The sequence below is a fragment of the Micromonospora sp. MP36 genome (assembly GCF_008119785.1).
Classification (GTDB): Bacteria; Actinomycetota; Actinomycetes; order Mycobacteriales; family Micromonosporaceae; genus Micromonospora.
On the sequence record NZ_VSFA01000089.1, the window covers coordinates 1 to 13,720 of the forward strand.

Below are 13,720 nucleotides of genomic sequence, written 5' to 3' on the forward strand. Positions count from 1 at the left end.
CCACGACAATGGCAATTCTGGCAATACCTTGCAGAAGTTGTCGCCTGCTCCCTACGTTGCGACCGTGCCGGCCACTCGATGACGTGTCGGACGAGAGGAGCGAGGGATGTCGCAGCCCGGACTAAGAGGTCGAGGTGTGCAGCTCGACGAGCGCAGATTCGCGGGTCGGGCCAGGCGGTGGTCCGCGGCTGTCGTGACCGGCGTTGTGCTGGCCGCATCCCTGACGTCGGTGGGGGTGACATCGGCGGACGCATCCTCGGGTGACTTCACCATCTTTGACGGTCAGGCGACCTCTCCGATCCTGATCGACCCGTCGTACGGCGGCGATCACGGCGATCGGGACTACACGCAGGTGCGCCGCGCGGTGCAGGACCTGCGGCAGGACGTCGCCATGGTGACCGGGGCGATCGATCCCGGTGCGGTGCAGAGCGTGTTCGTCGACGGCGAGTCGGCCAAGGAAGCGCGGTTGGCGAAGGCCGACCAGAGCAAGCTGCCGGCCCTGCTGACCGAGGCCGTGGGTCAGCGGACCGCGATCATCGTCGGCCAGATCGGTCAGAGCCGGCTGATCGACGAGATCGTGGGAGCCGGCAAGTTCGACGAGGCCGCCGGGATCGAGGGCAGGTGGGAGGCGTATGCGGCCAAGACCATCACGGACCCGATCCCTGGGGTCGACAAAGCACTGGTGATCGCGGGCAGTGACGCCCGGGGGACGATCTACGGGATCTACTCGATCTCCGAGGAGATCGGCGTCTCGCCGTGGTACTGGTACAGCGACGTGCCGGTCAAGCAGCGGGACGACGTCGAGGTCAAAGGCAAGACCCGGGTCGACGACGGGCCGGACGTCAGATACCGCGGATTCTTCATCAACGACGAAGAACGCACCGTCGCGTGGGCGAAGAGGAAGTTCCCCACCGGCAACGGCACGCCTGATGTCAACTTCTACCGGCACGTCTATGAGCTGATGCTGCGGCTGAGGCTGAACACGCTGTGGCCGGCGATGCACCTGGCCTCGACGGCGTTCAACGCGGTCACCGACACCGGGAGGTACGACAAGGGGACACCGATCAACGCTCGCGAGGCGGCAGCGTTCGGCGTGGTCGCATCCTCGTCCCACGCGGAGTTGATGCTGCGCAACAACGAGGGCGAGTGGCGACAGTGGTACGACCGCAACAAGGATGCGCTCGACATCAAGGGCTCGGACGCCGTGGCGGCCTTCAACTATTCGATCAACAAGCCCGCGATCCTGGAGTACTGGCGTCAGCGTGTGGTCGCCAACGCCGACTTCGAGAACATCCTTGCCCTGGGCATCCGCGGTGTGCACGACAGCGATGCGGCGTTCACACCCGGCAATCCGTACGGGTTCAAGGACAAGGTCGAAATGGAGGCCGACGTCATTCGCGAGCAGCGCAAGCTGATCGCCGAGGTCTACGGCAAAGCCGACGCTGTGCCGCAGGTGTTCATCCCCTACAAGGAGATGAACGATCTCTACAACGCCGGGCTGAAGGACCACATCCCCGACGACGTGACCCTGATGTGGGCCGAGGACAACCAGGGCTATCTGCGCCAGGTGCCCACGCGGACCGAAGCCGCCCGGTCCGGCGGGAACGGCGTCTACTACCACATCTCCTACTGGGGCGAGCCGAAGAGCTATCTGTGGCTGAACTCGACGCCGATGTCCTTGATGGTGCAGCAGCTGCGTCGGGCGTGGAACTCCGGTGCGGGGCGCTACTGGATCCTCAATGTCGGAGACATCAAGCCCGGCGAAATCAAACTGGACCTGTTCGCCAAGCTCGCGTGGGACGTCGAGGGCTATGACGACACAAACATCGGGAGCAAGTTCCTCACCGAGCACGTGCAGCGAGACTTCCGGCTGAGGGGCAACAACGCTGCCGTCGTCGCCAACGCGCTGGAACGGTTCGATGCGCTCGAGAACACCAAGCGCGCCGAGTTCTGGGGGGAGATCAACTCGTCCAACGCGAGCTCGGGGAGGATCCACAACGGTCAGGTCTTCCCCTTCAGCGCGACCTCGGACGGGGATGAGCTCCAGCGCTACATCAACGAGTCCAACGAGCTGGTGGGAATCCTCGAGGGTGTCTCCGCGAAGCTCGACCCGCGCTATCGCTCCGCGTTCTATCAGCAGGTGCTTCACCGAGTCCGGTCCTACCGCAACATGGCGGAGCAGATCGGCTACTACTGGAAGAACCAGCTCGCTGCCGCCCAAGGCCGCTACGCCAGCGCGGGAAGCTACGAGCTGCTCTCAAAGCAGGCCCGCGAGCGCATCCTTACCGACGAGGCCTACTGGAACACGATCAGCGACGGCAAGTGGGACCACGCCATCGGCCACAGCCATCCCGAAGGCTTCCCGAACGAGGGCACCGTCATGCTCACCAACGACCGGTATGCCCGGGTCGCCACACCGACCGATGCGGTGGGCGCCGCCGCCGAGGGGAGCAAGGAGCCCGGCCGCGGCACGCTGACCTTCAACTCGGCCGCGCCCGACGACAAGCGGTTCTTCGACGTGTTCTCCCGCGACGACGTAGCCAGCCCGCAGGAGTGGGCCGCCGAGGCGGACGCCCCGTGGATCACCCTTTCTCGGCGCTCGGGCACGACCGCAACAGAGCAACGAATAACGGTGACGGTCGCCAAGGACCACCCAGCCACGACGGGGACGATCCGGGTCTTCAACGCCGCAGACGGCGCCAAGCTCGGCGACCCGGTCGCGACGTTCACGGTCAACGCGCAGCGGGCTGCCGTGGATCTGCGCCGTGTCGCCGAGCCGGCGCACCTGGAGGCCAACGGATACGTGGCCCTGGAGGCCGAGCACTTCTCCGAGAACGTGCCCGGCGCCGACGGCAGCCGGTGGGCCCCCCTTGAGGGCGTGGGCCAGCGCGGCGCATCGATGGGCAGCTTTCCGGAGATTGCGCCCCGGGTCGACTCCGGCTTGGAGACGACCGCCCGCCTGAGATACCGCGTGTACTTCACCTCCACCGGGAGGTTCACCGGGACCTTCTACCGAATTCCGACGCTGAACGAGGGCACAGAGGACGACGGCACGCCGCGAACCGCGCGCACGGCGGTCGGGCTCGACGACCAGGTCCCCAGCCTGCTGCGCGGCAACTCCGTCGCCGGCACGAGCACCAGCACCTGGGGATTCAACATCATGCATCAGATCGAACCCCTGAACTTCACCGTCGACGTGACCACACGGGGCTGGCACAACCTGACGGTCTACCGCTCGGACGCGGCGATCCTCTTCGACCGGATCATCATCGAGACTCGCGACGGCGCGGTCGGTGACGGCTTGGTCGGCCCGCCCGAGAGCCCGAACAACATCGCCGCAGCCCAGAGGGCGACCGTTGCGCCACTTCCCGGCGTGATGCCGGAGCTTCGCCGGCTGCCCGCGATCGAGACGTCGGTGGGCCGGACGAGCACGGTCGAGGGTGTGGCGGACGTGGCGGCCGCGGAGTCGGACAACGAGAGCGCCGTCTCGGTCGCGGTCAAGGACGGTGAGCTGAGCATCACCGGGCACAGGGTCGGAAGAGCCGAGGTCTCCATCACCGCGGGAGGCGGAAAGGTCTGGGTGCTGACCGTCACGGTGCGGCGGGCGGACGGTGCGCCGGTCGGCCCGTACCTGGAGCAGGACGGTCTGGTCGTCCTTGATGCGGCCGACGCGCTCGAGAACAGTGCCTCCGCCCACGCGACCGACAGCAACAACGGGACGCACGGCTGGGCGCTGGCTCGTAACGGCCTGCAGGTCGTCCCGCCGGCCGACGCCAGCGCGAAGGCGCAGTGGCTGGCGACCTCGGCGGCCCAGGCCGAGGCGTTGTTCAGGGCCGGCCCGACGCAGAAGGTCAACGGAAGCTCCGCGGCAGGAGCACCACCACGGCTCGACTTCACCGTCGACGTCCAGACCGGTGGCACGTACTACCTGTTCGTCAACTCGAGCAACCCGAACCCCGACGCCGACTCCTACCATGTGATCGTTGACGGGCAGTGGAGATACCAGTCGGGCAAGAGCTCGCCGGAGACCGGGTTCGAGACCTGGTACGGCAGCACGAACCTCGGCGGGGCCGCGTTGGCGCTCAAGCCGGGTGAGCACACGATCACGCTGGCGCCTCGTGAAGCCGGGCTGGTGCTCAACCAGATCGTCCTGACCACGAACGACACACCCGGCCTCACCGGATTCCAGGCCCCCAGCGGCCGGAGAGCGAGCGCTTCATGACGCCCTGACATCGAGCAGAGCACCATCAGATCCTGCCCCGCTACCAACCGAAACGGCCGGACCTGCCAGGTCCGGCCGTTTCGTCATCTGCGGAGTGAGCAGGTCGAACCGGGCGGGGGACAGATGCCCCCGCCCGGCGTTCCGCCTCAGCCCACGCCGCAGTTGTTGTTGCGCGCCGGCTGCGTGAGCTTCTCCTGCGAGCCGAACTTCGCGTAGACCCGCAGGTAGCACGGCAGGTCGACGTCGCCGTAGTAGCTCTGGACATTGTTGTCGTAGTGAGTGGTGCCGCTCTGCGCGACCTGCCAGGTGCCGCTGTCACCCGACTGGATCTCCCAGTAGACGTCGCCGGAGCAGCCCTCCAGGCCCTGCGCCCAGGAGATGATGTTTGCCCCGTTGTAGATCTCGGACTGCACCAGGGTGCAGGTCGCCGCCTGCGCCGGAGCGGCGCCGACGAACAGGCCGGCCGTCAGCATTGCCCCTGCTCCGAGCGCTGACATCAGCTTGCGCATGGTCCAGTACCTCCCAGGTGGACGGTGGATCTTCCATCGGAGGGTATCTGTTTCCGAAAACAAGCTACAAGATCCGGCCGCGAAGTTGTTGGAAACCTTCAGGATGGAGAGCCGGTCCGGGCATGCTCGCCGCCATGCCTCGCCTGCACCTCAGCACCGGCCGAAGGCGGCACCGCCTCCTCCGCCGGGGTTTCGACGTCGCCGCCGCCGCCCTGGCCGCGCTCGGGTACGGCCTACTTCACTGTCGCGACGTAGGATCGCCTCCTACCCGCCGGTGAACGTGCTGGTCGAGCCGAGGTTCCCGCCGGCGGCCAACCAGAGGGGGTCTGCGGTGAGCGGAGGCAACGCCGAGGTCGGCGGCGACGAGCCCTATGACGTCGACTACGACGGGCTCTACCGCGACACCGCCGACTCGGGCGGGCCGCCCTGGGACATCGGCGGTCCGCAGCCGGCACTCGCGCGGGTGCTCGACGACGGCGTGAAGGGCCCGAAAGTGCTCGACATCGGCTGCGGCACGGGTGATCTCGCGATCACCCTCGCCCGACGAGGCTACGAGGTGACGGCGATCGACATCTCGCGCGTGGCGATCGACATGGCCCGCGCCAAGGCCGCCGCCGAGGGCCTGACGGTGCACTTCGAGGTCCAGGACGCCACGCACCTGTCGTTGCCGTCAGCGCCGTTCGACTCGGTCTTCGACTCGGGGCTGCTGCACAGCCTCAACCGGCGCGGCGGTGGCGAGGTCGACGAATACCTCGCACTACTTCCCGGCCTCGCCGCGCCGGGCGCGACCGTCTTCGTGCTGGCGGTAGCTCTGCAGGCGGGCCAGGGCTGGGGCGTGACCGAAGAGTTGCTGCGGGCGGGCTTCGCCGAGCCGGCGTGGGTCGACACGGAGGTCGAGGACATCGACGTGGCCGCGTCGACCGACGGCCGGGAGCTCATTCTGCCCGGCTTCCTGCTCCGCACGGTCCGAGCAATCGACGCCCGATAATGGTGGGGCTTGCGAGGAGTCGCCGATGGGGCTGACCTGTGCATGTCCCGGCCCGCTCATGGCGCGGCGAGCGGGGACACTGACACGGACCAGTCTCAGGTGGTGATGCTCAACCGAGGACGGCTGGCTTGAGTACTTCCTCGCACCAGCGGCGGAAGCTGGTGGGGCTGGTGGACTGCGGGGTGCGCGGCTCGGCGTTGTAGATGCCCTGATCAACCGCGGTCGCCATGTCGACAATGCCCTGCGCCCACGCCTCGGTCATCCCCTGCTGTGTCAGGGTGGCCTTGTAGGCCTCGGCGGGGACCTGTTGGAAGCGAATCGGCCGCCGCAGTACCGCCGACATGATCTCCGCCATGTCATTGTGGGACAGGTCCTCGGGGCCGTGGATCGGCACGCTGTCCTGTCCGCTCCAGGAGTCATCGAGCAGCAGATCGGCCGCGACGGCGGCGATGTCGCGTGTGGCGCAGATGGGGACCTTGCGCTCCCCGGACACCGGCGAAAAGAATAGGCCCTGGCTCTTGATCGGCGCGATCTGCCAGAGCATGTTCTCCATGAACCCCGGCGGGCACAGTGAGCGGTAGCTGACACCCGTGCTTTCGACCAGATGGTCCATGGCGAAGATCGCGGATATTTGCCCGGCGTTCTTGGCTGTCCCGCGGCCCAGGCTCGACACGCCGACCACGCGCTTGACGCCCTGGTTGTTGATCGCATCGCACATCGGCCGGACGAAGTCCAGGATGTGACCGGGGATGCTCTCGGCGCGGGGGTTCGGCGGCACGAGCCAGAACACAGTGTCGGCACCTGCGAAGGCCTCGTTGACGACGTCGAGGTCATCCGTTGATCCCCGCACGATCTCGACGCGCTCGCGCACCCGTGGGGAAAGCCGGGACGGGTCGCGCGCGATCACCCGGATCGCCTTTTCGCTGCCAAGGACATTGTCGAGGAGTTGGCGGCCGATCTGGCCGGTGGGAGTGGTGATGACGATCATGAAACCCGAACCTCGCGCTGGGCGTAGCGGAAGCGGAACTCCGATTCCTGTTGGCCTGGCGCACGTTACGGAACTAGGATTCCGCTTGTCAAGCGGTGCCCGAAACGTGTGAGCGATGACTGAGACCGAACGACCCCTGCGCGCCGACGCGCGCCGAAACCGCGAGCGGATCATGGTCGCCGCTGGTGAACTGTTCGCCCGGCGGGGGCGCGAAGCCCAGATGGAGGAGATCGCCGCCCGCGCCGGCCTGGGCATGGGTACCCTCTACCGCCACTTTCCCAACAAACAAGCGCTGCTCACCGCGATGGTCGGCGAGCGTTTCCACGGCATGGCAGAGCTCGCACGCGCCGCCGAACAGATCACCGACGCCGGCGATGCCTTCGAGACGATCCTGCGCAACTACCTCGAGGCCGCCGACGGCGACGCCAGCTTCCAACTGGCACTGATGGGCTCCGACGACCTTGAATGGGAACGCATCAGACAGCAGAAGGCCGAGTTCGCCGCAGCCGTCACCCGCATCATCGACCGCGCCGTCGCCTCCGGTCGGGTGCGCGCCGACCTCACCCTCGCCGACTTCACCCTCGTGGCCAGCGGGGTCATCTCCACCATGTACTTCAAACCCGGCGGCAACGCCGACTGGCGACGCCACCTCCAACTCGCGCTCGACGGCATCCGCAAACCCGGCACCAAGGGAAGACCGCAGCGTTCGGGCAACTGAGCGGGAGCCATCTGGCCGCCGATGGTTACGCCGCGCTGATGCCGAGCAAGGGCAGGCAGGGGCTGAGCCCCTCGATGGTGACGGGCACCGTGCGGTGCTGCTCCCATGCCGTGTGGGTGAGCCGTAGCCGGCGCAGGATCGACACGGAGCCGCGAATGGCGTGGCGTTCGATGCCGTCGGGCCGGTAGCCGAGCTTGCGGGAGACGGCGAGGGAGGCCAGGTTGTGTTCGAACGCTCCGGAGACGGCCTCGGCCGCACCCAGCCCGGCGAAGGCAAGGTGAAGCACAGCGGCGCGCATCTCGGTGCCGAGCTCTTGTCCTTTGGTGGCGTAGTCCCAACCACGAGCCGGTGGCCACCTCCCGGGTGACCTCCAAGTTGTCCGCGCTGATGCTTTGCTGCCCGACCACGACACCGTCGTTCAGGACCGTGAGGTTCAGCGACCAGCTTTGTGGCACCCAGTTGCCAAGCCGCAGCCAGTGGTGCTGGATCACGCTGCGGGCGCGGTCGGCGGGTGGCTGGTCGGTCCACGGCTGAGTGAACGGCATCACGTCCGGTTCGTGAATGCCCTCGGCGGCCAGGCCCGCCAAGGCACCGAGTTCCTCGGGCGTGGGCAGCCGCAACTCCAGCCGTGGCGTTGCCAGCCGCAACCCGACCAGCGGAAAGTAATCGACCAACATGACCCATCCTGACCGGCCGTGGGCAGCAGGTCACCCCGTTTTCCACCCCGGTGACCGTTCGCCGGAGGTCAACCGTGGACGAGGTGAGTCGTCCGCCAGACCCGCCGTGCGTACGGGAAGGTGGCTGTAGGGCACGACCTCCGGCGTGTCGGGGCGGTAGAGCCGACGGAGGAAGGCGAGGATGCCTGCGTTCCCTGTCGCCTAGGACCAGGGCGCGTCCTGCCGGTTCGAGTTGACGAACACGGGCGAGTCGTCCGGGCCGTGGCTGCGGGCGAGGAGTTGCCGGACGACTGTGTACGGCGGACCGGCAACATCACGAAGTGCGACTGCCGTATCAGTCGGTGCGAATCCCGATCAGGATCTGCATGGCGTGGCGTTCCCTGTCTGCGAGTTCGGTGAGGATTGCCGAGGCGCGGGTCAGGTGGTCTGGGACGCCGGCTTCTCCGGCGGCCGTGATGTGGTGGGCGACCTCGGTCCATAACGGGGCGATCTCGGCGTACAGCTGGTGACCGAGGCGGAGGTTGTCGTCGTCGACGATCGTGGCGCATTCGGCGAGGAAGTCGCGGTACATGGCGCGAAACAGGGCGCCGCCAGTCCCGCCGCGTTCCATCAGCGACGCGGCCAGCGGGAGGTCGAGGGAAGGGTCGTTTGAGCGGTCGAGCCACCGCGCCACCTGTCGGGCCGCCTTGGCGATGCCGCTGTGGCCGAGGTTGGCGATGGGTGGGTTGAGGAAGGCGTGCGCGTTGATGCGGATGGCCGCCCGGATGGCGTCGCCCAGATCGGGCCGGCCAGTGGGGCTGGCGATGGTGTAGGAGAGGTTGCGGGCGGTCATCGGTCCGCGTTCGTTGCGGGCCCGTGCCAAGCTCGCCAGCGTGGTCGCCACGGCGCCGCCCTGCTGCGCGGTGTCGATCAGGTAGGCGTGCGTGTCGTCGTAGCCGTACATCGCGACGAAGTGGCCCCCGAAGTGGACCTTCGCGGTGAAGTATTCCAGGTGGTAGCAGTCCAGTTGCAGGCCGACCGGGCGTCCGGCGGTGAGGGCGGCAGCGACGTTCTGCCAGGCCTTACGGGGTGAGGCGGTCTCCTGGATGTGCAGCGCCAGGCCCAGCCGGTCGGCCACCGTCCGGGTGATCGTGGCCGGCTTGGTGCGGCCGCCGAGGAATGGAAAGTCCATGCCCTTGGCGTCCCAGTAGACGAAGCCCAGACCTTCGCCGAGGCCGAACAGCATGGGCTCGGACAGGTCGAGACCCTCGTGGCGCAGCAGGGCGCCGAGTGTGGTGGTCTCGCAGTGCTGACCGGCGGGGAACGCCGCATTCTCGATGATCATTTCGTTTCCTGATCTGCTGAATGGGCCGGGCTGGTCGGGGGCCGGACCGGCCAGGCGATCTCCGTGCGGAGCGCGGCCGTGGGTACGCCGGGCGCGGGCGAGACGAGGTAGCGCTCCTCGGCCGGGCCCGCCAGCACCCGGTCCTGCTCGGCGATCCAGCGCCCCAACGACCGGTACGCGGTCTCAATGTCGTCGTAGCCGCCCTCGTGGACGGTCGCGGCAAGCAGACAGCCCGCCAGTTCCCCGGCCGCGATCGTCGCGGTCGGCTGGGGCGGGCGTCCCACCGGCGCGAACAGTTCCACCTCCAACTCCGCCGCGTCGAGGTCGTCGCTGAGGTAGCGGGTCCCGGCCGGCCCCGTCGGTGCGATCCCCTGCGCGGCGAGGCCGGCGAACAGCCGCGCGAACCCGGGCGCCAGCGCCTCGGCCAGCCCGCTCAGCGGGGTACGCACCAGCACGCGGGCGGTCGGCTGGGCGGGGCGCCACCGTTCGTACACGTGCAGCCAGCCCGGCACGCGCCCCGGCTCGGCCAGCACGGCCCCCAACCGCCCAGCAATCTCGTCAAGCCGGGCCGCCCGCGCGGCCACGCGTTCCCGGTGCCGCTCGATAACGGCGCGTGCCTGCTCCGGGGTATCGGCCGCCAGGATCTCGGCGATCTCAGGCAACGGCACCTCCAACTCTCGTAGCCGTCGGATCAGCCCCGCTCGGGGGAACTGGTCGACGCCGTACCGGCGGTAACCGGTACCCGGATCGACCCACGCCGGAACGAGCAGACCCAGCCGGTCGTAGTTGCGCAGCGCTCGAACGGACAACCGGGTCGCCCGCGCGAACACTCCGATCGGCATCAACCCCGTCATCTGCGCCTCCAACAGCCTCGACCCTCCCCCTGGGAGAGGGTCAACCCCGGCTCTCGGCCTCTGCCGCGCCGTACATGGGAAATCATCGTGGAACACAACCCGGCCAGAGCAGCCTCGTCATTGCCCGCAGCCAGACATGCACGCTCTGCCGGGTCACCCCCGTCAGGGTGCACCCTCGCCCGTCGGTTCCCCGGCCCGCATCGCGAGTACTGCGCGATATCGACTATCCCTTGCGCTGCTCGTCATCGGCCTCTTGACCGGCCGATGACAGCAGCTTGCGTACTCTCTCGATCTCCTCGGACGATGGGGTTTTCCTCAAACACCCCCAACAGCCCGCTGCGGCGTCATTGCTGACGATGCCAGCCTCTTGATGGACCAGGTCGGGCGACGATGGCGGCCAGGTTCCGGTCGGTCGCCCGTACTACAAGCGAGGGGTCCAGCGGAACACGGTGGACGGGGATCAGCAGAGCCTCGACACTCGGGGCGTGATCGACATGCGGGACGTCGGGGTGCGCGTGCTGGCCGGTGATCTGGCTAGCGAGGAGTTGCCGATGATTGCGGCGCAAGCGCTTGCCGAAGGGCTGGACAGCCCATCGTTGCGGGAACTCGCTGGGCTCTCGCGAGGCGAGTACCGCGAGGCGCGTGAGCTCTTGTACCAAGTGGTCGACGAACTGGGCTTGCCTAACCTCCCAGACGCCGACCAAGCCGTCTGGGAGGTGGTCGGTTCGTATGCGCGGCGTATCGTATCCGGAGCTGTCGCCCCAGTGAACGGCGCGCACGCCATCGCTTCGCATGCCGGCTCTCTCGGGTTCCCGGGGCCCCTGGCCACGTTCGCCTTCCTGGCCGACTTGTGGGAGGACAATCTGGCAGAGCGCGTTCAGCTCGAGCAGGACATGGTGCGCGAGGCGGCAGCGTTGGTGCGGCGCTGCACGATCAGCGGCAGGCGGTCGGGGTAGCGATGCCGACGTGGACGCAGGCGGTCGCGCTGACGGAGCGTTCGTCGGGCGTGCCGGAAGGTGAACCAGTGCGGCCGCGAAGGTGGCCAAACCCAGTCGGTCTGGGCATCTGGGGCTGGCGGCACCGCCCAGGCCGGAGCGCTCAGGGGACCGGTGAGGGAATGCGTAGGTGACCGGCCCGCTCAGGAGTTCCCCGAGCAGGCCGGTCACGCGGGTGGGTCAGCCGAAGCGCGGGTCGTTTCCCGCTCGCGTGTTCACGGTCAGGGACATCGCGTGGGCGATGTCACCCCAGGAGACGTAGGAGAAGTTGGTGGCGTCGCGCTCGTCGTCCACGTCGGGCCCGGTTTCGGGCTCGTCATGCGAAACGAGCAGGCCCTGCCGGTAGCCGCCGACGGGACGGTTCGTCACGGCGAGTCCGTCGGAACCGTTGATGTCGTCGGCGCCGCCGGCGCCCTTGACCCGGAAGCGCCCCAGCCCGCTGTTCGCGCCTTGGCGCTCGTAGACCGCGAAGGTGTCGTCGCCCTGGCTCGACACGAGCACGTACCCGGTCGAGCCCGGCCCGTAGTAGATGTCGACGCCTTCGGCGTCAGCCGTGAGGAGGTTTCCGCCGTAGCCCTTGGCGTTCGGGTCGACCGGCTGGCATTCCTCGGTCTCGCTGTCGTAGACGTCGTGGATTCCGAAGTTTTTGATCCGGTCGATGAGCTTCGGTTGGCTGCCCGAGCCGAGCGGCAGTTGCAGCCGCCACAGGCCGACGTCCTCCTGCGCGGCGTAGAGCACGCCCGAGGCCTGGTCCACCGCGACGCCCTCGAGTTGCGGCAGCACGCCTGGCTCCTCGCAGGGAACCCAGGTCGTCCCGTCCGGCAGCGGGAAGGTGCTCGGCATGGTGAGCCGTTGGATGTCCGTGTAGCCGAGCTTGCCGCCGATCTCGATGACGCGGGCGGTCGCGATGGTCGTCGTTCCCTCCTGGGTGACGACGGCGTACGTCTCACCGGGCCGCGGTTGCCAGATGGCCAGGCCGTACGCGGTGTGCTCGTCGTCGACGGTCTGACGGTCGGGGTTGAAGAGGAAGCTCTGGTCGGTTGCGGTGACCTCGGTCAGCGGGGTGCGCGCCGTTGCGCCGGCCGGGTCGATGACGAAGAACCGAAGCTGGTCGTTGTAGCGGTCCGAGACGACGGCGACGTCGACCCGGCGACCCGGCAGGCTGACGCCGTACGCGATGTCGACGTTGTTGTAGCGGCCCGCGGCGGTGTCGACCCGCGGTGCCTCGGTGGCGGGCAGCGCCTGGAGCTCTCGCGAGCCCATGTCGTAGACGCGGAGGCCGCCTTCCTTGGCGGTCACGATCACGATCGACTTGTGGGAGTCGGCCGGGTGGACCCAGATTGCCGGGTCGTCGCCGGAGGCGTTCCCGCCAGCCTCGTCGTCGTACAGGGCCGGGGTTTCGCTGTCGGTGGTCACGACCGCGGGCTGTGTGGTGGCGGCACTGGCGTGGGGCGGGGCGAGCAGCGCGGCGACGATGCTGCCCACCGCGACCACGGCGTTCAATGTGTACGTCACGGCAGCCAGGTTGCGGGACGGAGATTACCGCCGATCTGACCGGTGGTTGCCGTGGGTGAAAATCGGCGATTATCGGCGCTGTACGGTACGTGACGTCGATGCCGACCGACCTCGTCGCCTGGGCAACCCGCGCGATACCGGTTACGCCCCTTCAGCCCGCACCGCGGGGTGCCCGGGGACCAGGCATTCGGCCTCCCCGGGCACCCCGACCTGCGCAGTCCCCGTGAAGGGCGGGCTATTTCCCCGCGGGTACCTGGTCTTTGACCTCGTCGTAGCCGACCTTGGCGGGTGCCGCGGTCGGCGAGTACATCACGCGGATCACGCCCGTCGGAAACGCCTCCGTCGCCGTCATTCTCAGGTGGTACGGCGCGTCGCCCTCGTCGAACAGCCTGCGGCCCTTACGCGCCGCCACCGGATGCACCAGCAGGCGCAGCTCATCGACCAGCCCGGCGGCGAGCAGTTGCTGCACCACGGAGATCGACCCGGGGATGAGGATGCCTCTGACGCCGGCATCGGCCTTGAGTGAGGTGACGGCATCGAGGAGATCGCCTTTGATCAGCTCGGAGTTGCGCCAGGGGAACTCCAGCGGCTGGCGTGAGACGACCACCTTGCGCATGTCCCCGAGTTGCTTGGCGAACGGTGCGTCGTCCCCGCCCGCGGCCTCGCGGTCGGGCCAGGCGCCGGCGAAGCTGTCGTAGGTCTCGCGGCCGATGAGCAGCACGTCAGCGGTGTCATAGTCCTCGCCGACGGCGCGGCCCATGTTCTCGTCGAAGTACGGGAAGTGCCAATCGGGGTCGATCTCGGCCACGCCGTCGGCCGAGATGAACAGCGTGGAAATGACCTTTGCCATCGGGGTGATCCCTTCGGTTCAGGTGGTGTCGGTAGGTAGACCCGCGCAGCATCCCAAACTCATCGGCCGGCCGCGGATCC

At 68.1% G+C, this 13,720-nt stretch carries 11 protein-coding genes; 4 read left to right on the forward strand and 7 right to left on the reverse strand.

Annotated elements, in window-relative coordinates:
• The first annotated feature begins 193 nt into the window (after nucleotides 1-193).
• Complete coding sequence (locus FXF52_RS32640) at nucleotides 194-4,222, forward strand: glycosyl hydrolase 115 family protein (RefSeq protein ID WP_187413854.1); 4,029 nt, start codon at nucleotides 194-196, stop codon at nucleotides 4,220-4,222.
• 146 nt (nucleotides 4,223-4,368) lie between these two features.
• Here the strand turns inward: FXF52_RS32640 and FXF52_RS32645 are convergent, their stop codons facing one another.
• Nucleotides 4,369-4,695 carry a hypothetical protein gene (locus FXF52_RS32645; protein WP_187413855.1) on the reverse strand — a complete coding sequence of 109 codons (327 nt, stop codon included), beginning with the start codon at nucleotides 4,693-4,695 and terminating at the stop codon, nucleotides 4,369-4,371.
• A 367-nt stretch (nucleotides 4,696-5,062) separates the two neighbouring features.
• On the opposite strand from FXF52_RS32645, the gene FXF52_RS32650 reads away from it, so the two are divergent.
• Complete coding sequence (locus tag FXF52_RS32650; protein ID WP_255472572.1) at nucleotides 5,063-5,719, forward strand: bifunctional 2-polyprenyl-6-hydroxyphenol methylase/3-demethylubiquinol 3-O-methyltransferase UbiG; 657 nt, start codon at nucleotides 5,063-5,065, stop codon at nucleotides 5,717-5,719.
• A 109-nt stretch (nucleotides 5,720-5,828) separates the two neighbouring features.
• Here the strand turns inward: FXF52_RS32650 and FXF52_RS32655 are convergent, their stop codons facing one another.
• Nucleotides 5,829-6,707 (reverse strand): NAD(P)H-binding protein, encoded by an 879-nt coding sequence (locus FXF52_RS32655; protein WP_148802883.1) that lies wholly within the window; start codon nucleotides 6,705-6,707, stop codon nucleotides 5,829-5,831.
• Nucleotides 6,708-6,879: 172 nt separating this feature from the next.
• On the opposite strand from FXF52_RS32655, the gene FXF52_RS32660 reads away from it, so the two are divergent.
• Nucleotides 6,880-7,425 carry a TetR/AcrR family transcriptional regulator gene (locus FXF52_RS32660; RefSeq protein WP_222870803.1) on the forward strand — a complete coding sequence of 182 codons (546 nt, stop codon included), beginning with the start codon at nucleotides 6,880-6,882 and terminating at the stop codon, nucleotides 7,423-7,425.
• A gap of 25 nt (nucleotides 7,426-7,450) precedes the next feature.
• Here the strand turns inward: FXF52_RS32660 and FXF52_RS43455 are convergent, their stop codons facing one another.
• The 3 genes from FXF52_RS43455 to FXF52_RS32675 all read right to left on the reverse strand — a co-directional run bounded on the left by FXF52_RS43455 (nucleotide 7,451) and on the right by FXF52_RS32675 (nucleotide 10,280).
• Nucleotides 7,451-7,723 carry a GNAT family N-acetyltransferase gene (locus tag FXF52_RS43455; RefSeq protein ID WP_370518056.1) on the reverse strand — a complete coding sequence of 91 codons (273 nt, stop codon included), beginning with the start codon at nucleotides 7,721-7,723 and terminating at the stop codon, nucleotides 7,451-7,453.
• Nucleotides 7,724-8,436: 713 nt separating this feature from the next.
• Nucleotides 8,437-9,426, reverse strand: coding sequence for a BtrH N-terminal domain-containing protein (locus tag FXF52_RS32670; RefSeq protein ID WP_148802887.1), 990 nt, complete (start codon nucleotides 9,424-9,426; stop codon nucleotides 8,437-8,439).
• Complete coding sequence (locus tag FXF52_RS32675; RefSeq protein WP_148802889.1) at nucleotides 9,423-10,280, reverse strand: MerR family transcriptional regulator; 858 nt, start codon at nucleotides 10,278-10,280, stop codon at nucleotides 9,423-9,425. Before FXF52_RS32675 ends, FXF52_RS32670 begins: the two co-directional genes overlap by 4 nt.
• 485 nt (nucleotides 10,281-10,765) lie before the next feature.
• Between FXF52_RS32675 and FXF52_RS32680 the strand changes: the two genes are divergently transcribed.
• Nucleotides 10,766-11,236, forward strand: coding sequence for a hypothetical protein (locus FXF52_RS32680; protein ID WP_148802891.1), 471 nt, complete (start codon nucleotides 10,766-10,768; stop codon nucleotides 11,234-11,236).
• Nucleotides 11,237-11,455: 219 nt separating this feature from the next.
• Here FXF52_RS32680 and FXF52_RS32685 read toward each other — a convergent pair whose 3' ends face one another.
• Nucleotides 11,456-12,790, reverse strand: a complete 1,335-nt coding sequence (locus FXF52_RS32685; RefSeq protein WP_148802893.1) for a phytase — start codon at nucleotides 12,788-12,790, stop codon at nucleotides 11,456-11,458.
• Nucleotides 12,791-13,025: 235 nt separating this feature from the next.
• Nucleotides 13,026-13,640 (reverse strand): dihydrofolate reductase family protein, encoded by a 615-nt coding sequence (locus FXF52_RS32690; protein WP_148802895.1) that lies wholly within the window; start codon nucleotides 13,638-13,640, stop codon nucleotides 13,026-13,028.
• Nucleotides 13,641-13,720: the final 80 nt, after the last annotated feature.

Bases quoted from the DNA above. Each gene is read 5' to 3' on its own strand.
- FXF52_RS32645 (WP_187413855.1), bottom strand. From the start codon at position 4,695: ATGCTGACGGCCGGCCTGTTCGTCGGCGCCGCTCCGGCGCAGGCGGCG.
- FXF52_RS32655 (WP_148802883.1), bottom strand. From the start codon at position 6,707: ATGATCGTCATCACCACTCCCACCGGCCAGATCGGCCGCCAACTCCTC.
- FXF52_RS32660 (WP_222870803.1), top strand. From the start codon at position 6,880: ATGGTCGCCGCTGGTGAACTGTTCGCCCGGCGGGGGCGCGAAGCCCAG.
- FXF52_RS43455 (WP_370518056.1), bottom strand. From the start codon at position 7,723: ATGCGCGCCGCTGTGCTTCACCTTGCCTTCGCCGGGCTGGGTGCGGCC.
- FXF52_RS32670 (WP_148802887.1), bottom strand. From the start codon at position 9,426: ATGATCATCGAGAATGCGGCGTTCCCCGCCGGTCAGCACTGCGAGACC.
- FXF52_RS32675 (WP_148802889.1), bottom strand. From the start codon at position 10,280: ATGACGGGGTTGATGCCGATCGGAGTGTTCGCGCGGGCGACCCGGTTG.
- FXF52_RS32690 (WP_148802895.1), bottom strand. From the start codon at position 13,640: ATGGCAAAGGTCATTTCCACGCTGTTCATCTCGGCCGACGGCGTGGCC.